General features: G+C 65.3%; 18 protein-coding genes. 4 read left to right on the top strand and 14 right to left on the bottom strand.

Going from position 1 to position 18884, the window contains the following annotated elements:
- The 10 genes from AC0L20_RS14725 to eno form a co-directional block, all read right to left on the bottom strand.
- A complete protein-coding gene (locus AC0L20_RS14725; RefSeq protein ID WP_007590623.1) occupies nucleotides 1–303 on the bottom strand; it encodes a DUF5076 domain-containing protein in 303 nt (100 codons plus the stop codon).
- Nucleotides 304–306: 3 nt separating this feature from the next.
- The gene (locus AC0L20_RS14730) at nucleotides 307–1695 is read right to left on the bottom strand and encodes a pyruvate dehydrogenase complex E1 component subunit beta (RefSeq protein ID WP_247289664.1); all 1389 of its coding nucleotides are present in this window, start codon (nucleotides 1693–1695) and stop codon (nucleotides 307–309) included.
- A gap of 29 nt (nucleotides 1696–1724) precedes the next feature.
- Entirely contained in the window at nucleotides 1725–2747 is a 1023-nt protein-coding gene (gene pdhA / locus AC0L20_RS14735; protein WP_007590620.1) for a pyruvate dehydrogenase (acetyl-transferring) E1 component subunit alpha, read from the bottom strand.
- A 265-nt stretch (nucleotides 2748–3012) separates the two neighbouring features.
- Nucleotides 3013–4530 carry an aldehyde dehydrogenase gene (adh, locus tag AC0L20_RS14740; RefSeq protein WP_473289157.1) on the bottom strand — a complete coding sequence of 506 codons (1518 nt, stop codon included), beginning with the start codon at nucleotides 4528–4530 and terminating at the stop codon, nucleotides 3013–3015.
- Between the two features lie 312 nt (nucleotides 4531–4842).
- Nucleotides 4843–5805: a helix-turn-helix domain-containing protein gene (locus AC0L20_RS14745; protein WP_473289159.1), complete on the bottom strand. Its 963-nt coding sequence runs from the start codon at nucleotides 5803–5805 to the stop codon at nucleotides 4843–4845.
- 153 nt (nucleotides 5806–5958) lie between these two features.
- On the bottom strand, nucleotides 5959–6276 hold the full coding sequence (locus AC0L20_RS14750) for an FtsB family cell division protein (protein ID WP_007590617.1): 318 nt from the start codon (nucleotides 6274–6276) through the stop codon (nucleotides 5959–5961).
- A gap of 182 nt (nucleotides 6277–6458) precedes the next feature.
- Nucleotides 6459–7010, bottom strand: coding sequence for an NADPH-dependent FMN reductase (locus tag AC0L20_RS14755; protein WP_473289161.1), 552 nt, complete (start codon nucleotides 7008–7010; stop codon nucleotides 6459–6461).
- A gap of 175 nt (nucleotides 7011–7185) precedes the next feature.
- Nucleotides 7186–8184 (bottom strand): MBL fold metallo-hydrolase, encoded by a 999-nt coding sequence (locus AC0L20_RS14760; protein ID WP_473289163.1) that lies wholly within the window; start codon nucleotides 8182–8184, stop codon nucleotides 7186–7188.
- A gap of 120 nt (nucleotides 8185–8304) precedes the next feature.
- Nucleotides 8305–9438 carry a zinc-binding dehydrogenase gene (locus AC0L20_RS14765; protein WP_473289165.1) on the bottom strand — a complete coding sequence of 378 codons (1134 nt, stop codon included), beginning with the start codon at nucleotides 9436–9438 and terminating at the stop codon, nucleotides 8305–8307.
- Between the two features lie 34 nt (nucleotides 9439–9472).
- Entirely contained in the window at nucleotides 9473–10756 is a 1284-nt protein-coding gene (gene eno, locus AC0L20_RS14770) for a phosphopyruvate hydratase (protein ID WP_473289168.1), read from the bottom strand.
- A gap of 126 nt (nucleotides 10757–10882) precedes the next feature.
- On the opposite strand from eno, the gene queF reads away from it, so the two are divergent.
- Entirely contained in the window at nucleotides 10883–11359 is a 477-nt protein-coding gene (gene queF, locus AC0L20_RS14775; RefSeq protein ID WP_027518152.1) for a preQ(1) synthase, read from the top strand.
- Here queF and glsA read toward each other — a convergent pair.
- The 4 genes from glsA to AC0L20_RS14795 all read right to left on the bottom strand — a co-directional run bounded on the left by glsA (nucleotide 11356) and on the right by AC0L20_RS14795 (nucleotide 15868).
- Nucleotides 11356–13230 (bottom strand): glutaminase A, encoded by a 1875-nt coding sequence (gene glsA / locus AC0L20_RS14780; RefSeq protein WP_473289172.1) that lies wholly within the window; start codon nucleotides 13228–13230, stop codon nucleotides 11356–11358. The two genes, queF and glsA, sit on opposite strands and share 4 nt — an antisense overlap.
- Before the next feature lie 117 nt (nucleotides 13231–13347).
- Complete coding sequence (locus AC0L20_RS14785; protein WP_473289174.1) at nucleotides 13348–14553, bottom strand: MFS transporter; 1206 nt, start codon at nucleotides 14551–14553, stop codon at nucleotides 13348–13350.
- A complete protein-coding gene (gene kdsA / locus AC0L20_RS14790; protein ID WP_473289176.1) occupies nucleotides 14553–15416 on the bottom strand; it encodes a 3-deoxy-8-phosphooctulonate synthase in 864 nt (287 codons plus the stop codon). Before kdsA ends, AC0L20_RS14785 begins: the two co-directional genes overlap by 1 nt.
- A gap of 125 nt (nucleotides 15417–15541) precedes the next feature.
- Complete coding sequence (locus AC0L20_RS14795; protein ID WP_007610789.1) at nucleotides 15542–15868, bottom strand: NIPSNAP family protein; 327 nt, start codon at nucleotides 15866–15868, stop codon at nucleotides 15542–15544.
- A 198-nt stretch (nucleotides 15869–16066) separates the two neighbouring features.
- Between AC0L20_RS14795 and AC0L20_RS14800 the strand changes: the two genes are divergently transcribed.
- From AC0L20_RS14800 to AC0L20_RS14810, 3 genes are all read left to right on the top strand, one after another.
- On the top strand, nucleotides 16067–16741 hold the full coding sequence (locus AC0L20_RS14800) for a response regulator transcription factor (protein WP_473289178.1): 675 nt from the start codon (nucleotides 16067–16069) through the stop codon (nucleotides 16739–16741).
- Nucleotides 16738–18114 carry a sensor histidine kinase gene (locus AC0L20_RS14805; protein ID WP_473289180.1) on the top strand — a complete coding sequence of 459 codons (1377 nt, stop codon included), beginning with the start codon at nucleotides 16738–16740 and terminating at the stop codon, nucleotides 18112–18114. The genes AC0L20_RS14800 and AC0L20_RS14805 overlap by 4 nt, the downstream gene beginning before the upstream one ends.
- 103 nt (nucleotides 18115–18217) lie before the next feature.
- Nucleotides 18218–18880, top strand: a complete 663-nt coding sequence (locus tag AC0L20_RS14810; RefSeq protein WP_473289182.1) for a class I SAM-dependent methyltransferase — start codon at nucleotides 18218–18220, stop codon at nucleotides 18878–18880.
- Nucleotides 18881–18884: the final 4 nt, after the last annotated feature.

The raw sequence follows: 18884 nt of genomic DNA on the forward strand, positions 1-18884 counted from the left end.
TCAGTGCCCCTTCCCGCGCGGCGTCGTGGTGCCGGTGTCGGTAGGACGCTCGATCTCGGCCTGGAACATCTCGATGATCCGGTTCAGCGCGTCCTCTTCGGTGTATTCGCTCTCGCGCGCATAGGCGCGCGCGGCGTGACGGGCGAGATCGACGAGCAGCAGGCCCCACATGTCGGGCTCGTCGAAGGCCCGCTGGAATGCCATCGACAGCCCGCCGTCCAGCACGAACACGCGCAGGATCTCGACCGCATCATCGCGGACGAGGACGTCGGGTGGCAATGGCTGCTCCTTCGGGCCCGCCATGGTCTACCTGTAGCAGACGGCTTTGGCGGCCTCGACCACCTCTGCCGCCGAGGGGAGCGCGAGCTTTTCCAGGTTCGCGGCATAGGGCATCGGCACGTCCTTGCCGGAGACGCGGGTTACCGGCGCATCCAGATAGTCGAAGGCATGCTCCATGATCCGCGCGGCGATCTCGGCACCGACGCCGCTCTGGGCCCAGCCCTCTTCCACCGTGACGGCACGTCCCGTCTTCTTGACCGAGTTGATGATCGTCTCGGTGTCCATCGGACGCAGCGTGCGCAGGTCGATCACTTCGGCCTCGATGCCGTCCTTGGCGAGTTCGTCGGCGGCTTTCAGCGCGTAGCTCATGCCGTTCGACCACGAGATGATCGTGACATGGCTGCCGGAACGCACGATGCGCGCCTTGCCGATCGGAATCACGAAGTCATCGAGCTTCGGCACCTCGCCGGTGTGACCGTAGAGCATCTCGTTCTCGAGGAAGATCACCGGATTGGGATCGCGGATCGCCGCCTTGAGCAGGCCCTTGTAATCAGCGGCCGAGAACGGCGCGACGACCTTGAGGCCCGGGACGTTCGAATACCAGGACGAATAATCCTGGCTGTGCTGAGCGGCCACGCGGGAAGCGGCGCCGTTGGGCCCGCGGAACACGATCGAGCAGCCCATCTGGCCGCCGGACATGTAGAGCGTCTTGGCCGCGGAGTTGATGATCTGGTCGATCGCCTGCATGGCGAAGTTGAAGGTCATGAACTCGACGATCGGCTTCAACCCGCTCATCGCGGCGCCGACCCCAATGCCGGCAAAGCCGTGCTCGGTGATCGGCGTGTCGATGACGCGCTTGGCGCCGAATTCCTGAAGCAGCCCTTGCGTCACCTTGTAGGCGCCTTGGTATTCGGCGACCTCTTCGCCCATCACGAAGACGTCGGCGTCGCGGCGCATCTCTTCGGCCATGGCATCGCGCAAGGCTTCGCGGATGGTCTGCGTCACCATCTCGGTGCCGGCGGGTACTTCCGGGTCCGGTTCTGCGACGGCCTGCGGCGCCGGCGCAGCTTTGGGAGCTGGCGCTTCGGCTTTTGCAGCGGCAGGGGCTGCGGACTCGGCGGCCTTCTGCTGCTGGGCAGGCGCCGGCGCCTTGGCGAGATCGGCGGCACTCTCGCCATCGGCCAGAATCGTCGCGATCGGCGTGTTCACGGCAACGTCGGCGGTGCCCTCGGGGATCAGGATCTTGCCGAGCGTACCTTCATCGGTCGCCTCGACCTCCATGGTCGCCTTGTCGGTCTCGATCTCGGCGATGACGTCGCCGGACTTGATCGTCTCACCCTCTTTTTTCAGCCATTTGGAGAGGTTGCCCTTCTCCATCGTGGGCGACAACGCGGGCATCAGCACTTGAATTGGCATATCGACTCCAAGAGAAAGCTTGCGCGCGTTCAGCGGTAAATATCGGTCCAGAGCTCGGCGGCATCCGGCTCGGGATCATGCTGGGCGAAATCGGCGGACGCGTTGACGATGTCGCGCACCTCGGCGTCGATCGCCTTCAGATCCTGCTCGCTGACCTTGGCAGCCAACAGGCGGTTGCGTACCTGCTCGATCGGATCCTGGTCGTGGCGGACTTTTTCGACCTCCTCGCGCGTTCTGTACTTTGCGGGATCCGACATCGAGTGTCCGCGATAACGGTAGGTCTGCATCTCCAGGATGAAGGGGCCCTTGCCGGCGCGGCACCAGGCCGCAGCCTCGTCGCCGGCAGCCTTGACGGCGCGGACGTCCATGCCGTCGACCTGCTGGCCGGGAATGTTGAAGGAGGCGCCGCGCTTGGAGAAATCCTGCTGCGCCGAAGCGCGCGAGACCGAAGTGCCCATGGCGTAGCGGTTGTTCTCGATGACGTAGATCACCGGCAGCTTCCAGAGCTCCGCCATGTTGAAGCTCTCATAGACCTGGCCTTGGTTGGCCGCGCCGTCGCCGAAATAGGTGACGCTGACATTGTCGTTGTCGCGATAGTGGTTGGCGAAAGCGAGCCCGGTGCCGAGCGAGACCTGGGCGCCGACGATGCCGTGGCCGCCGTAAAAGTGCTTCTCCTTGCTGAACATATGCATGGAGCCGCCCTTGCCCTTGGAATAGCCGCCGCGACGGCCGGTGAGCTCGGCCATGACGCCGTTGGCCTCCATGCCGGTGGCGAGCATATGGCCGTGATCGCGATAGCCGGTGATGACCTGGTCGCCCGGCTTCAGGGCCATCTGCATCCCGACCACCACAGCCTCCTGGCCGATATAAAGGTGGCAGAAGCCGCCGATCGCGCCCATGCCGTAGAGCTGGCCGGCCTTTTCCTCGAACCGCCGGATCAGGAGCATGTCGCGGAGCGCCTTGAGCTCCTGCTCTCTGGTGAATTCCGGGGGCGAACCGCCGTCGGTCTTGTCCTGTGCAGTGCTTGCGGCGGCTTTCTTGGGTGCGGCCATGGGAATTCCGGGTCAGAGAAAACTTCAGCCCTCTCTAACCCAAGTCAAACGCCCTTGGAAAGCACCGCGGCGGCATGGCACGACTTTCATTATGCCGCACTGCAACGTGATCGTAATATTGCAAAATCTTTGACGCGGATCGGGCAACAAATCGACACGGTCGCCGCACGCGCAGATTCGTGACCTCATCAAGAAGCGTCGAGCCGATAAAGTCCCGCCATTTAGAGTGGGCGACGCCGAAGCGGCGCCGCCCACTTCCGTCCGATCAGAAGAAGCCGAGCTTCTTGGGGCTGTAGCTGACCAGCAGGTTCTTGGTCTGCTGGTAGTGATCGAGCATCATCTTGTGGGTCTCGCGCCCGACGCCCGACTGCTTATAGCCGCCGAAGGCCGCATGCGCGGGATAGGCATGGTAGCAGTTGGTCCAGACCCGGCCGGCCTGGATTGCCCGGCCGAAGCGATAGCAGCGGTTGGCGTCGCGGCTCCAGACGCCGGCCCCCAGGCCGTAGGGCGTGTCGTTGGCGATCTCGAGCGCCTCCTCGTCGTTCTTGAAGGTCGTGACAGAAACGACGGGGCCGAAGATCTCCTCCTGGAAGACGCGCATCTTGTTGTGGCCCTCGAACACGGTCGGCTGGACGTAGAAGCCGCCAGCGAGATCGCCACCGAGCTCGGCGCGTCCGCCGCCGGCCAGCACCTTTGCCCCCTCCTGCTTGCCGATGTCGATGTAAGAGAGGATTTTTGCGAGCTGCTCGCCGGAAGCCTGCGCGCCGATCATGGTGTCGGCCGCGCGCGGGTCGCCCTGCTTGATCGCGGCGACGCGCTTCAGCGCCCGCTCCATGAAGCGGTCATAGATGTCGGCATGGACCAGCGCCCGGCTCGGACAGGTGCAGACCTCGCCCTGGTTCAGCGCGAACATGACGAAACCCTCGATCGCCTTGTCGAAGAAGTCGTCGTCTTCGGCGGTGACGTCGCTGAAGAAGATGTTGGGCGACTTGCCGCCGAGCTCGAGCGTGACGGGAATGAGGTTCTGGCTGGCATATTGCATGATCAGCCGGCCCGTCGTGGTCTCGCCGGTGAAGGCGATCTTGGCGATGCGCGGGCTGGACGCGAGCGGCTTGCCGGCTTCAAGTCCAAAGCCGTTGACGATGTTGAGGACGCCGGGCGGCAGGATGTCGCCGATGATCTCGGCCCAGACCATGATCGAGGCCGGGGTCTGCTCGGCCGGCTTGAGCACGACGCAATTGCCGGCGGCGAGCGCGGGCGCGAGCTTCCAGCAAGCCATCAGCAGCGGGAAGTTCCAGGGGATGATCTGGCCCACCACGCCGAGCGGTTCGTGGAAATGGTAGGCGACGGTGTCGTGATCGATCTCGCCGATCGAGCCTTCCTGGGCGCGGATGGCGCCGGCGAAATAGCGGAAGTGGTCGATGGCTAGCGGGATGTCCGCTGCGCGGGTCTCGCGGATCGGCTTGCCGTTGTCCCAGGTCTCGGCGATGGCGAGACGCTCGAGATTGTCTTCCATGCGGTCGGCGATCCGGTTCAGCATCGCGGCGCGCTCGGCGACGCTGGTGCGGCCCCAGGCGGCCTTCGCGGCATGCGCTGCGTCGAGCGCTGCCTCGACGTCCTGCGCGTCGGAGCGCGCAATCTTGCAGACGATCTGGCCGGTCACCGGCGAGGCATTGTCGAAATATCTGCCGGAAATCGGCGCGACGAATTTGCCGCCGATGAAATTGTCGTAGCGTTCGGCGAAGGGAATTTTGGTGACGCTGAGGAATTCTACCTTGTTCATTGATCACTCCCGATGTTTGCTGTTTGCGCAATTCGTCGCGTGGTCGCGACTTGCACCGACGATGTCGCGGGAGGCGTCTTCTGTCAGCCCTGATAGGAGCGATGACGGAGCCGACCTGTCGCAGTTCTGCGACAGGTGACGAGGCTGCACGTCGTGCCGCCGCCCGTAATGATGCCGCGGCCCATACTGACCTCATCCTGAGGAGCGCGCTCTTGCGCGCGTCTCGAAGGACGGCTGGCGGTGACAGCAGGACCTATTGTGATTCGAGACGACCGCTTCGCGGTCTCCTCACGATGAGGATCTACCAGCAGCTCAATGCGCGTTCAGCTCGAACCGCTTGAGCTTCCTGTGCAGCGTGGCGCGGCTGACGCCGAGGGCCTTGGCGGCCGCCGAGACATTGCCGCCCGCGCGCAAGAGCGCCCGCTGCAACACTGCGCGCTGACCGCCGGCAAGATGGTCGCGCGCGGTGTCGCCGCCGAGGAGATCGGCTGCAGGCATCGGCTGCAACGCCCGGCCGGGCGCAATCCCGAGTCCCGCTCGGGCGGACCGGGTGGCGCCGATCACGAGATCGTCCGCATCGACCGCAACGAGGCCGCCGCACTGGCCGTCCGCAGCTTGCGTCAGCACGATGCGGGCATGGGCGAAGGTCCTGCGAAACAGATCGGCCTCGATACGCTTGGCCGCCTCACCGGCCGCGAGCGCGATCAGACCGGAAAACACGTCGGTGCGGTCGGCGCGGCAGGAGGAGACGTCGAGCACGCCCGCGAACGCAGCCTCATGGTCGTAGATCGGAACGGCGGTGCAGCTCAGAAGCGTGTTGCGGGTGAAGAAATGCTGGTCACGGTCGATCGTCAGCGGCCGCTGCTCGACGAGGCAGGTGCCGATGCCGTTGGTGCCCTCATGCTCCTCGCTCCAGAGCGCGCCGGTCCAGAGGCCCCAGGACTGAAATGTCGCATCGTCCGCCGGGGTGCCGCGGCGATCGACCGGCACGCCCTCGCCGTCCGCAAGCAGCACGCAGCAGCCGCTGGCGCCGACCGCCTGGTAGAGCCGGTCCATCGCACCTCGCGCAGCGGCGAGCAGCGGCGCGACGCGCTCCCGCGCGCGGTGCAGCTCGGCTTCGCTCAGCCGGTTCGGCAAGCTACGGCCGGCGGGATCGAGACGATGCAATCGGGACGAACGGCGCCACGAGGCCACGAGCGACGAGCGTGCCGCCTGGCCTGACGTAATGGCGGCCTCGACACGGGCCGCGTGATGCCGGGGGGATTGCCCATTCATCACTGTTTCCTCCGGGTGGCAATCTAGAGCGTGCCGGCACGGCCCGGTTGATCTGCGTCAACCCTGGCCATGGTGCTGGCAGCCATGAGCCGTTTGCGGCGCTGCCGTCAAGGCGGCAGCCCGGTTCCAGGCCTTCAACTTTAGGAAGAGTTGTTAGTTCGCCGGGATCGTCCGGACGAGATCGCGCGGATTGACGTAGTCGAGCTGGAAGCGCGCCCGCTCGTCCAGCATGTCGGGGTCGATCTTCGCGGAGCGCAGCAGCGAGACGCGCTGCTCGCTCCTGGCGCGCTCGCGCTTGAGCTGGGCCAGCTCGCTAGTCAGCGCCACGATCTCCTGGTCGAGCTCCTGACGGGCGTTGAGGCCGTATTTGCCGGTATAGGCGTTGACGCCGAAATAGCCGACGATGGCGGCCGCCATCGCATAGAGGGCAAGACCGGTCAGGATCGATTTCAGGCGCGCGCGGGAGACCATCTTGGGAAGATGGGACAGGTTGGTTAAGGACGTGCTAATTGCCCCCGCCCGCATCGCGTTCCCGTGCCTGACTTAGCCGTCATGCCCGGCCTTGTGCCGGGCATCCACGTTCTTCGTCAACTTAGCGAGCACGTGGATGGCCGGGACAAGCCCGGCCATGACGAAGTCCTGGGAATCGCGCCTCAGCCGTGATGCTTCGCCACGTGCACCGCAAACGCGTCGATATAGGCCTGGAGCACGGGCTTCAGGGATTCCTTGGTCAGGTTGCCGTCGGCATCGAAGGCGTCGCCCACCCCGTTCAGATAAGCCTCCGGCTGCTGCAGGATCGGACCGGAAATGCCCGGCAAGATGTTCTGCAGCGTCTTGGCGGCGCTGACGCCGCCGAGCGGGCCCGGCGAGTTCGCGATGATGCCGACGGGCTTGCCGTTGAACGAGCTCTTGCCATAGGGCCGCGAGGCGACGTCGATAGCGTTCTTCAGCACGCCCGGGATCGCGCGATTGTATTCCGGCGTGACGAAAATAACGCCGTCCGACTTCTGAATCTTTTCGCGGAAAGACAGCCAGTCGGCCGGCGGCGCGCCCTCGAGGTCCTGGTTGAAGAACGAGATGCCGGCCGGCGTGATGACCTCGAGCTTGAGCGAAGCCGGCGCGAGCTTGGCGAGCGCATGGGCGATCTTCAGCGAGAAGCTGTCCTTGCGCAGGCTGCCGGCGATCGTGACGATATTGTAGGCCATGGAGTGTCCTCGAAATCTTCAGCGGGAGTGCCGGGTCGGCACTTAAGCGATCCCGGCCGATGGATGCAAGTGCATGGACCGATCGGATTTGGAAACGCTGCGTTTCTGAACGGTTGCCCAAATAATCAGGCCGCCAAGTGGCGGCCTGATCCTCGGGACAAATCTGCAAATCGGCTCAGATCGTCGGATTCCACGCCGACGGGATCAGGCGATATTTGGCGCCGTCCTTCTCGACATGGCCGACCGAGGGGAAGGTGAAGTGGAAGCCGATCACGGTCGCCTTCTCGGCCGCCGCCATGTCGTAGAATTTGTGGCGGGTCTCCTGCGCCAGCGCAGCATCGGTGTCGAACACCACATGCCAGTCCGGATTGCGCAGGAAGAACTCCGGGATGTTGGTGACGTCGGACTGGATCAGCACCTTGGCATCGCCGGAGGCGACGGCGAACGAGGTGTGCCCGGGGGTGTGGCCGGGCGTCGCGATCGACGTGATGCCCGGCGCGACCTCCTTGCCCCACTCGTACTTCGTCACCTTGGATTCGAGGCCGGCAAAGGTCTTCTTCACGTTGGCGAAGTAGTTCTTCATCATCGGGCTGGACTCGGCCTTGGCGGCGTTGTCCTCGCTGGTCCAGAACTCCCAATCCTTGCCCGGCACCATGATCTCCGCATTGGGGAAGGCAAGCGCACCGTCGGCGAGACGAATGCCGTTGGTGTGGTCGGGATGCAGATGCGAGAGCAGTACGACGTCGATGCTCTTGGGGTCGACGCCGGCGGCCTGGAGGTTCTGCAGCGTGCGGCCGACCGCGCCCTTGCTGGGCTCGAGATTGGCGACACCGTTGCCGGTATCGATCAGCACCAGCTTGGAGCCGGTGTTGATGAGCTGCGGATTGAACGGCACCGTGACCATGCCTTTCGGCATGTAGGCCGCCTCGCCCGCGGCGAGCGCTTCCTCCTTCGGCGCGTTGACGACGAACTTGTCCGGCATCGGGAAGGTCCGCGCGCCGTCGTTGATCGAGGTGCACTCGTAGCTGCCGACCTTGTAGCGGTAGAAGCCAGGCGCCTGCGTGCCGGCTTGCGGCACCGCGGCATTGGCGGTGGTCGATCCAAGCTTGGTCATCGCGGCCGCACCGAGAGCGGCGGCGCCTGCGAACAAATGGCGGCGATTGAGATCGGTCATGGAGAAGTCCCCTTCTGAGCGCGCCTTGCGGTTTTTCCGCTTTCAATGGCGGCGGAATAATCTCCCGCTTCGCTCAGAAGGCAAGACCTTCTTTGGGTGACGTGCCGTCGCACGTGCCGATTATTTATTTGGGTTGATGAGGAATTTTTCGCCAGTGGCGCGTTTGGCGTAGATCGCGATGTTGGCGGGATCGAGCGCCTCCGAAAGCGACACCACCTTGGTGTAGTGGCTGGCAAACGTGGTCTTAAGTTCGTCGACGACGCGCTGGCGCAGCCTGGCCCCGTCCGCCTGCCCGATCTTCATCAGGAACGGAAACAGCAGCCAGCCGCCGACGCCCCAGGCCATGCCGAAGCCGCGCGGCAGCTCGATCGGGCGGACATCGAGCGCGCCATAGACGTAGACCTGCTTGTGCACGTTGGAGCCGTAGCGGCTGTATTCCTTCGCGGTCTTGTTGATCGCGACTTCCATGCAGTTGAGGATGTCGCCGGCGAGCTTGCCGCCGCCGATGGCGTCGAAGGCGATGGTGGCGCCGGTCTCGACCAGCGCGTTGGTGAGATCGCCGAGGAAGCTCGGCGCGGTGGAATCGACGACATATTTGGCGCCGATCTTGTGCAGGATGTCGGCCTGCTCCTTGCTGCGCACGATGTTGACCAGCGGGATGCCATCCTTGATGCAGATCTTGTTCAGCATCTGGCCGAGATTGGATGCGGCCGCAGTGTGCACCAGCGCCTTGTGACCCTCGCGCCGCATGGTCTCGGTCATGCCGAGCGCGGTCAGCGGATTGACGAAGCAGGAGGCGCCTTCGGCCGGCGTGGTGCCTTCCGGCAGCGGCAGGCACTCGCGTACTTTCAACGTGCGATACTGCGTATACATCGCACCGCCGATCATCGCGACGGTCTTGCCCATCAATGCCTTCGCGGCATCCGACGAGCCGGTCCTGATCACGACGCCCGCGCCTTCGTTACCGACCGGCATGGACTCGTCGAGCCGGCCTGCCATCGCCCGCATCGCGCCTTCCGGCACCTTCGCGGTGATGACGGGAGCGCTCTTGTCGCCGGAAGCCTTTGCCGTGCTCATATCGGCCGCGCCGATCAGGAGCCCGAGGTCGGACGGATTGATCGGCGCTGCCTCGACGCGGACGACGACCTCGTCCGCAGCGGGTTCGGGGGTCGGCACGTCGAGCAGCGAGATCTCGAGCTCACCGCTCTTTTTGATCAGCGAACGCAGTTGCAGGCCGTTCTTGCCGTCGCTCATGTCGATCCTCCCCTGTTTCTATCGAGACCCTGGCTTATGCCAGCGCCTTCAGTGCCGCCTTGCCGCCGTAGAGCGCCTGCTTGCCGAGCTGCTGTTCGATGCGCAGGAGCTGGTTGTATTTGGCGGTGCGATCGGACCGCGCAAGGGAGCCGGTCTTGATCTGTCCGCAATTGGTGGCGACCGCGAGGTCGGCGATGGTGGAATCCTCGGTTTCGCCGGAGCGGTGCGACATCACCGAGGTGTAGCCGGCCTTGTGCGCCATCTCGACGGCGGCGAGCGTCTCGGTCAGGGTGCCGATCTGGTTGACCTTGATCAGGATCGAGTTGGCCCGTCCGGCCTTGATGCCTTCGGCGAGGCGCTTGACGTTCGTGACGAAGAGATCGTCGCCGACCAGCTGGCACTTCTTGCCGACGAGGTCGGTCAACTCCTTCCAGCCGTCCATGTCGTCTTCCGACATGCCGTCCTCGATGGTCACGATCGGATAGCGCGCGACGAGGTCAGCAAGGTACGTGGCCTGCTCGGAGATCGAACGGGTCTTGCCCTCGCCTTCATAGACGTATTTGCCGTCCTTGAAGAACTCGGTCGAGGCGCAGTCGAGGCCAATGACGATGTCGGAGCCCGCCTTGTAGCCGGCCTTGCCGATCGCGTTCATGACGAATTCGAGCGCGGCGTCGGCCGACGGCAGGTTCGGGGCGAAGCCGCCCTCGTCGCCGACATTGGTGTTGTGGCCGGCCTTCTTCAATTCCGACTTCAGGGTGTGGAAGACCTCGGCGCCGTAGCGCAGGCCCTCGGCAAAGGAGGACGCGCCCACGGGGAGGATCATGAACTCCTGGAAGTCGATCGGGTTGTCGGCGTGCATGCCGCCATTGATGATGTTCATCATCGGCACCGGCAAGAGACGCGCCGAGGTGCCGCCGACGTAACGATAGAGCGGCATGTCGAGCGAGTTTGCGGCCGCCTTGGCGCAGGCGAGCGAGACGCCGAGGATGGCGTTGGCGCCCAGCCGGCTCTTGTTCGGCGTGCCGTCGAGGTCGATCATGATCTGGTCGAGCTGGGCCTGCTGCTCGACATCGAGGCCGCTCAGCGCCTCGAAGATCTCGCCGTTGACGGCGCCGACCGCCTTGGTGACGCCCTTGCCGAGATAGCGGGCCTTGTCGCCGTCGCGCAGTTCCACCGCCTCATGGGCACCGGTCGAGGCGCCGGACGGCACAGCAGCACGGCCAAGCGCACCATCTTCCAGCACGACGTCGACCTCGACGGTGGGATTGCCACGGCTATCCAGGATTTCGCGTCCGATGATGTCGATGATGGCGGTCATGAGAGCCTCTTTTCGGGGACCAAAGGGGGCAGTTGGCGGTGCTTCTACCGCAATGCGTCGAAGTGGAAAAGGCCGGGTGACGGCCGCGTCGCGATTGGCTAAGAGGGCCGCTACGGAGGCGGCCTGATGTCGAAAAAACCCAGCAAATCGAACAACTCCCCTGCTTTGCAACTCGGCCGCGCCGTCGAATGGCCAGATACGCCCGAGAAGGCGAAACTCGACCGCGTGCCCAATCCGCAAGGAGGCACCGATTATCTGGTTCGTTTCACCGTGCCCGAGTTCACGTCGCTCTGTCCGGTCACGGGACAGCCGGATTTCGCACATCTGATGATCGACTACGCGCCCGGCCAATGGTTGCTGGAGTCGAAATCGCTCAAGCTCTACATCGCGAGCTTCCGCAATCACGGCGCCTTCCACGAGGACTGCACCGTGATGATCGGCAAGCGCATCGCCAGCGAGATCAAGCCGAAGTTCTTGCGCATCGGCGGTTACTGGTATCCGCGCGGCGGCATCCCGATCGACGTGTTCTGGCAAACGGGCCGCGCGCCGAAGGGCCTGTGGGTCCCTGAGCAAGGCGTCGCGCCTTATCGCGGACGGGGTTAATACGCGCTCAGCAGATCCACCCTCGCATTCGCCAGCACCAGCCGCCGCGCCAGGACCGCGGCGAGGTTGCGCATGATCTTGAGCGACGTTTCCGGATGCAGCCGGCGATAATCGGCAAAGCTGTCGAGCGGCAATTCGAGGCAGGTAACGGGCGTGTCGGCGAGGACATCGGCACTGCGGCTTCCCTCCAGAATCGCCATCTCGCCGAACGCCATGCCGGGGCCGAGGGAAGCAAGCCGCACGCCGCTCCGCAGTTTTACGCTGACCATGCCGCTCTGGAGGAAGAACAGCGAATTGGCGGGCTCGCCGGCGGCGATGATGCGCTGGCCGGCGGCGTAGTGCCGCGTGGTCGACAGTTTGACGATCGCGGCAATCTCGCCGGTCTCGAGCTCGGCAAGCAAGGCCTGCTCGCCGAGATGCGCGCTCTCCTTCACGTCGGTGAAGCCGCCGAAGCGATAGATCACCTGATCCTCTGCCCATTCGATGGCGTCGTCGAGCAGCGCGAAGCGGCGCAGCCGGCGCGGCTCCTCGGTGCGGGCCGAGATCGCGGCCCAGACCGTAGACGTCTCCTCGAAGCCCGACAGGATCGTGGTGATTCCGGCATTGGCGAGTGCGGTGAGCGTTTCGCCGAGCAGCTCCGCACCGGCCGAGGTGATGTCGGGGACGCGGCGAAAATCGATGATCAGGAGCGGCGCGTTCGGCGGCTCGCTGGTAAGCCGTCGCGAGACGTAGTCGATGGTGCCAAAGTTCATCGCGCCGACGAGCTCGAGCACGCGGATGTCGCTGTGGCGCTCGTCGAGGATCTGCTGCTCGTGCGGCGGGCGGCTGCGCCGCGAGGAAATACCGTAGAGGTCGTAATCAGCCATGACGCTGCTGCGGACATCGGCGTTGCGGTTGAGCATGTGCAGGTCGAACCGCGCCGACAGCGCCTCGCAGACCTTCAGGCCACGCACGCTGTTGAAGTGGTTGTCGAGCAGCGGGGAGAACGTGCCGAGCCCCAATTGCGAGGGCAGCGCCGCGACGATGCCGCCGCCAACGCCGCTCTTGGCGGGGATGCCGACGCGATAGGTCCACTCGCCGGCATAATCGTACATGCCCGAGCTCGTCATCACCGATAGCGTGCGGGCGACGATGTGCGGCGTGATCACCTGCGCGCCCGTCACCGGATTGATGCCGCGATTGGCGAGCGTTGCCGCCATCACCGCGAGGTCGCGCGCAGTCACCAGAATGGCACATTGCCGGAAATACACGTCGAGCACCGCATCGACGTCGTCAGGCAGCACCGCGTAATTGCGCAATAGCCAGGCGATGGCGCGGTTGCGGTTGCCAGTCGCGGTCTCCGAGGCGTGCACGGCCTCGTCGACGCCAAGTTCGCGCCCGGCGAACTGGCTGAGTTTTGCGCGAACGCGCTCGAACGCGCCCTTCCCGTCCACCTCAAAGATCAGGCCCGAGCAGGCGATCGCGCCGGCATTGACCATCGGGTTGAACGGGCGGTTGTCGTTGGTGAGACGGATCGAATTGAAGGCCTCGCCGCTGGGCTCGACGCCAATGGTGGCCGCGACGCGCTCCTCACCGACCGTCTCAAGCGCCAGCGCGAACACGAAGGCCTTCGAGACCGACTGGATCGTGAACGGCACCGCGCTGTCGCCGACCTCGTAGACATGGCCATCGATCGTCACGAGCGCGATGCCGAAATGATCGGGGTTGGCGCGCTTCAGCTCGGGGATGTAGTCCGCGAGCTCGCCGGAATGATCAGCCCTGAACTGCTCGTGGCAATCAGTCAGGAAACGCCGAAGCGGTGGCCTGGTGGGATACCCTGTTGATCGGGGCGCCCTTGCTGTGCTGGGCAAACGGTCGGGCTGGGCGTCCACGGTCTCTCACCTCAGTTTGCCCAAATTCGAAGCAATCCGCGTGCCATGTATACGGCGACCAACGGTGTCATGGTGACGCGACAACGCCCTCTTAACAACGGAGGGATGAGCCCGGTCTCAGCGCGCATCTCCCGGCGCCCGCTGCTTCAACAGCCGCGCACAGACGAAGCCGAGCACGACCATGATCGCTGCGCTCGCGAACAGGGTCGGCATCTTGCCGCCATGCTGGAGGCCAAGGCCGTAGGCGAGCGGCCCCACCGTCTGCCCCATGAAGAAGAAGAACGAATGCAGCGACAGCGCGGTGGCACGCGCCTCGACCGAAAGCTCGCTGGCAAACATCTGGAGGCAGCCATGGGCGATGTAGAAGCCCCATCCCATCACGATGAGATTGAGCGCCTGCACTTCCCAGCGTGGGCCGAAGGCGACGACAACGAGCTGCGAGGCCACCAGCGTCATGCCCGCGATCATCATTCCCTTCATGCCCAGCCACGGCAGCAGACGCGACACTGTCAAGGTGTAGAACAAGCCGCCGACCGCAAAGCCCGCGATGACGATACCCGCGATCGAGAGCGAGGTCTGGCCGATCTCGAACAGGAACGAAGCGAGGTAGGGAAACAGGCCGAGCACGCAGCAGCCTTCGATGAACACCGCCGAATAGCAGACATAGGCGTTCGGGTTGGTGAAGATGGTGCGATAGCCGGCTTTCAACGCCGACAGGCTCGTCTTCGGCGGATGCTTGACCTTGGCGCCGCGAAATCCGGCGGCGACCGCGATCGATGCAACGATCACGAGCACACCGAGCACCGCCAGCACGCCGCGCCAGCCGAGGAAATCGCCGATCAGGCCGGAGGCCGAGGCACCGAGGAGATTGCCCGTCATCGCGCCGGCGAGCGTGCGGCTGATCGCCACTTGGCGTTTCTCTGGACCGACGAGATCGCTGGTCAGGCTGAGCGCCACCGGAAACACGCCGCCGGAGCCGATGCCGGCGAGGATACGCGTCGCGAACAGAACTGAGAACGAGCTCGAGAGCGCCCCCAGGATGTTGGCAAGGCCGAGCAGCGCGAGGCAGCCGATCATCAGCCGCGTCTTGCCGAACAGATCGGCGGCGGCGCCGACGATCGGCTGGATGATCGAGAAGGTGAAGGCGAACACCGCGGCAAAGCCGGCAGCGGTCGCGATGCTGACGCCAAAGTCCTCGGCGACGTGCGGCAGCACCGGATCGAGCGCGCGCGCGGAGAGCGCCGCGGCAAAGCTTGCCCCGGAGATGACGTAAAGCGCGGCCGGCAGGCCGTGATCGTGCGGCCGCGCTGCGCCTTGCTGCATCAGCGCGGATCGGCTTTGGTCGAATCTTTGGCGAGCGCGTCGAACGCCATCAGCTTTCGGATCAGCGCCTCGAACTCGCGCAGCGGCACCATGTTCGGTCCGTCGGACGGCGCGCTGTCAGGGTCGGGATGGGTCTCGATGAAGACACCGGCAACACCGACGGCAACGGCTGCGCGTGCGAGCACCGGCACGAATTCGCGCTCGCCTCCGGACGACGTCCCCTTCCCGCCCGGCTGTTGCACCGAATGAGTCGCGTCGAAGATCACGGGGGCGCCGGTGGTCCGCGCCAGGATCGGCAAGGCGCGCATGTCGGAGACCAGCGTGTTGTAGCCGAAGGAGGCGCCGCGCTCGGTGACGAGCACGTTGGGATTGTTCGCGCTCGTGATCTTGGACACGACGTTGGCCATGTCCCAGGGCGCGAGAAACTGGCCCTTCTTGACGTTGACGACCTTGCCGGTCGCGGCGGCGGCCAGCAGCAGATCGGTCTGCCGGCACAGGAACGCCGGGATTTGCAGGATGTCCACCGCCTGCGCCACCTCGGCGCATTGCGCGGCGTCATGCACATCGGTCAGGACCGGCAGGCCCAGGGATGATCGGATTTCGGCGAAGATCGGCAGCGACTGGGCAAGCCCGAGACCACGCGCAGCCGACGCGCTGGTGCGATTGGCCTTGTCGAACGAGGTCTTGTAGACGAGGCCGATCTGCAGCCGCGCGGCGATCTCCTTCAGCGCGGAGGCCACCTCCAGCGCATGCTGGCGGCTTTCGAGCTGACACGGCCCCGCAATGATCGAGATCGGCAGATCATTGCCGAATTTGACCTTGCCAATGGTGACGACCGGCGCCGCTGACGTCGAAGAGCTCAAGGCAAATCCCTCGTTGCGGCGCGACCATAGCCGCGATGAAGGGCGGATCAACCCCATTCGGCCTGGGCTCCCAGAATATCAGGGTTGCGCCCAGGCTCCCCGCGACGCCCTCGCGCCAGCCGCCCCTACTTCACCGCCGAGAAGGCGGTCGGCGCCAGGATCTGGCTGACGATGTTGCCGACGATCTGGCCGTCCGCCTCGCTCTCGGCGCGCCCTTTCATCCAGTCCGGATCGGTCATGAAGGCGGCCCACTTCTTCTCGCGCTCGGCGAGCGACTCCCAGGCCAGGAAATAGGTCAGCTCCTGGTTGGATTCACCGATCAGCGTCGTGAAAAAGCCGGCCTGCTTGATGCCGTGCTTTTCCCACACCTTCAGCGTGACGGTCTCGAACCGCTTGAGCAGTGCCGGCAGGCGGCCGGGCACGCAGCGATAGATGCGCATTTCGTAGATCATTCTTGTTCCTCCCTGATCAGGTCCGGGGGTTATAACGGCTGGCCCTGACGGTGTCTTGAGGCCCGCTCGGCCGCCCCCGGTGGCGTTCCGCGCATGGCTAGGGTCCGCTCAAAGCTGCTTCATCGAGAGCCGGTTCCCGCAATGCTGCCGCAATGATACGGCCGCTAGATTGGCACGATTGAGGTTGAGGTGCGGATCATGCGGATTTTGCTCGTCGAGGACGAGGCCGAAATGGCCGACGCGCTGGCGTCGGCGCTGAAGCGCTACGACATGGTCGTGGACCACGCCCCCACGCTCGCCGAGGCGGAAGAGGCCATTTCCGCCGACGTTCACGCCGCCGTCCTGCTCGATCGCCAGCTTCCCGATGGCGACGGTCTCGCCCTGATCCCGAAACTCAGGGCGCGCGCCGACGGCGTACCGATCATCGTGTTGACGGCGCGCGGCGAACTTGCCGACCGGGTCGCCGGGCTCGACTGCGGAGCGGATGATTATCTGGCGAAACCGTTCGCGGTGGAGGAATTGCTGGCGCGGTTGCGCGCCGTGCTGCGCCGGCCCGCCGGGCTGCATCCCGACATCATTCACGCCGGCCGCCTCGCCTTCGATTTCGGCCATCGCGAGGCAAGCATCGACGGGGCTCCCCTCGAGCTGCCGCGCCGCGAGCTCCTTGTGCTGGAAGCCCTGGTCCGTCGCATGGGCCGAACCGTGCTGCGCTCCGCGCTGGAAGAAGCCGTCTACAGTTTCGACGACGAGATCCAGTCGAACGCGCTCGATACGCACGTGTCGCGCCTGCGCCGCAAACTGTCGGAAGCCGATGCGCGCGTGGAGATCCACGGCATCCGCGGCGTCGGCTATCTCTTGAAGAAGCTGCCATGAGCAAGCACCACGATCCCTATTGCCTGCGCTCGCGGCTGAGCTGGCGCCTGCTGTCGCTCCAGGCGGTGCTGCTCACGGCGCTCGTTGCCCTCATCGTCGGGGCGTTGAGCGTGTCGGGGTTCGCGATCGCCGGGCGCGACGAAGATCGCGTGATCGAAATCGTCCAGCGCGCGCTCGCACGCGACGCGCAAGGCGACCTGGTCCTGCGGTCGACGACCGAACTGAAACAATTGCGCAGCGAGACCCCCGATCTCTGGTTTCTGATCCGCGACAGGCAGGGACATTCGCTCAGCGAAGGCGCCGTGCCGGCCGAATTCGCCGCCATCGGCAGCGGCCTCGACCAGATCAGCCAGGCCCGGCTCGGCTGGCAGCTGTTCGAGGACGATCCGCGCAAGCCCTCGGCGCGGCTGAAGCGGGTCGACACCGACGCCGGCAATGTACAGATCATCACGGCGACGCAAGGCAGGCTCACCGGCCCCAAGGCGTTGTTCATGACGTCGCTTGCATTGCTCGGCATCGCCCTGCCCGGCCTGCTCCTCATGGGAACGGCGACATTCATCGCGACGCCGATGATCGTGCGGCGCGCCTTCGAGGCGCTCGATGCGACGGCGGACCAGGCGCGGCGCATCGACATCCATCAACGCGGCGCGCGACTGTCGCTGGACCGGATTCCGCTGGAGGTCGTGCCGCTCGTGACCGCGGTCAACGACGCGCTGGCGCGGCTAGACCAGGGCTATGCCCGCCACAAGCGCTTCGTCGCCGATGCCGCACACGAGTTGCGCACGCCGATCGCAATCCTGAACACGCGGCTGGAGTCGCTTCCGGCGGGGCCGGACAAGACCCGGCTGCTGGAGGATTCCGCGCGGCTGGCGACACTTGCCGAGCAATTGCTGGACATTCAACGGCTGGACCGCTGCGGCCATCCCTTCACGCGCGTCGACCTCGTCGCAATCGCGCAAAGCGTGGCCGCAGATCTTGCGCCGCTGGCCATTGCCGCCGGCTACGAGCTGGCGCTCGACGCCCCCGCTACGCCGGTCGAAACGATCGGCGATGCGGCGGCGCTGGAGCGCGCGCTGACCAACCTCGTGCAGAACGCGATCCAGCACGGCCCTCGCCGCGGCACCATCGGCATTCGTGTCAGCAGGCCCGCGAGCATCGAGGTCACGGACGAAGGCGCCGGCATTCCGGCCGATCAGCGCGAACAGATATTCGAGCCGTTCTATCGGCTGACACCGCTCGATCGCGGTGCCGGCCTCGGCCTCAACATGGTACGCGAGATCGTGCTCCTGCATGGCGGCCACATCTCGGTCGCGGACGCAGCGATCGGCGGCGCGTGCTTCAGGATGTCACTGCCGCCCGTCCGGGAGAATTGACGCAATCGGCATGCGGCACGCAATGCTGTCGCAATGCACTCAAGCGATTGTTCGGCCGCCTCGCCTCTGACCTGCGAGGCGCAACCAAGATGCCGGAGTGCGCATGCCCAACGATTTCCTCTCGTTCTTCCTGTCATGGATGTCAGCCCCGCGCCGCGTCGGCGCGATCGCGCCGTCAGGCGCGGCGCTGGCCGATCTCATTACCCGCGAGATCACGGCATCGACCGGCCCTGTTCTCGAGCTCGGCCCCGGCACCGGCGCGTTCACCTACAAGCTGCTCAAACGCGGCGTGCGCCAGCAGGACCTCACGCTGGTCGAATACGGCTCCGACTTCATGAAGCTGCTACAGATGCGTTTCCCCAACGCGCGCGTCTTGTGGATGGATGCGGGGCGGCTGGCAGCGGAACGCCTCTATGACGGCGCGCCCGTCGGCGCGGTCGTGAGCGGCCTGCCGCTGCTCAACATGTCGACGCGCAAGGTCGTCTCAATCGTCGGTGGCGCGTTCAGTCACGTCCGCCCCGGCGGCGCCTTCTACCAGTTCACCTACGGCATGAGTTGCCCGGTCGCGCGGCCCGTGCTCGACCGGCTGGGCTTGCGCGCAAAGCTGGTGGATCGTGCCCTGCTGAACGTGCCGCCGGCCGCCGTCTACAAGCTGACGCGACGGCCGCAGATGAAGCTGGTTACGGGATCGCTTGCGCCCGATACGTCAATGCCGGCCGCGCCGGAGCCGATGCATGTCGCACGTGACTGCACCGCCACGCCCTGAGCCG

The organism is Bradyrhizobium sp. Kon58 (assembly GCF_055807455.1).

Excerpts from the sequence above, each read along its gene's own strand:
- eno (WP_473289168.1), bottom strand. The coding sequence starts at position 10,756 with ATGACCGCCATCATCGACATCATCGGACGCGAAATCCTGGATAGCCGT.
- AC0L20_RS14805 (WP_473289180.1), top strand. The coding sequence starts at position 16,738 with ATGAGCAAGCACCACGATCCCTATTGCCTGCGCTCGCGGCTGAGCTGG.
- AC0L20_RS14745 (WP_473289159.1), bottom strand. The coding sequence starts at position 5,805 with ATGAATGGGCAATCCCCCCGGCATCACGCGGCCCGTGTCGAGGCCGCC.
- AC0L20_RS14730 (WP_247289664.1), bottom strand. The coding sequence starts at position 1,695 with ATGCCAATTCAAGTGCTGATGCCCGCGTTGTCGCCCACGATGGAGAAG.
- AC0L20_RS14760 (WP_473289163.1), bottom strand. The coding sequence starts at position 8,184 with ATGACCGATCTCAATCGCCGCCATTTGTTCGCAGGCGCCGCCGCTCTC.
- AC0L20_RS14765 (WP_473289165.1), bottom strand. The coding sequence starts at position 9,438 with ATGAGCGACGGCAAGAACGGCCTGCAACTGCGTTCGCTGATCAAAAAG.
- adh (WP_473289157.1), bottom strand. The coding sequence starts at position 4,530 with ATGAACAAGGTAGAATTCCTCAGCGTCACCAAAATTCCCTTCGCCGAA.
- AC0L20_RS14725 (WP_007590623.1), bottom strand. The coding sequence starts at position 303 with ATGGCGGGCCCGAAGGAGCAGCCATTGCCACCCGACGTCCTCGTCCGC.
- AC0L20_RS14810 (WP_473289182.1), top strand. The coding sequence starts at position 18,218 with ATGCCCAACGATTTCCTCTCGTTCTTCCTGTCATGGATGTCAGCCCCG.
- AC0L20_RS14795 (WP_007610789.1), bottom strand. The coding sequence starts at position 15,868 with ATGATCTACGAAATGCGCATCTATCGCTGCGTGCCCGGCCGCCTGCCG.
- AC0L20_RS14750 (WP_007590617.1), bottom strand. The coding sequence starts at position 6,276 with ATGGTCTCCCGCGCGCGCCTGAAATCGATCCTGACCGGTCTTGCCCTC.
- AC0L20_RS14800 (WP_473289178.1), top strand. The coding sequence starts at position 16,067 with ATGCGGATTTTGCTCGTCGAGGACGAGGCCGAAATGGCCGACGCGCTG.
- queF (WP_027518152.1), top strand. The coding sequence starts at position 10,883 with ATGTCGAAAAAACCCAGCAAATCGAACAACTCCCCTGCTTTGCAACTC.
- AC0L20_RS14755 (WP_473289161.1), bottom strand. The coding sequence starts at position 7,010 with ATGGCCTACAATATCGTCACGATCGCCGGCAGCCTGCGCAAGGACAGC.
- AC0L20_RS14785 (WP_473289174.1), bottom strand. The coding sequence starts at position 14,553 with ATGCAGCAAGGCGCAGCGCGGCCGCACGATCACGGCCTGCCGGCCGCG.
- pdhA (WP_007590620.1), bottom strand. The coding sequence starts at position 2,747 with ATGGCCGCACCCAAGAAAGCCGCCGCAAGCACTGCACAGGACAAGACC.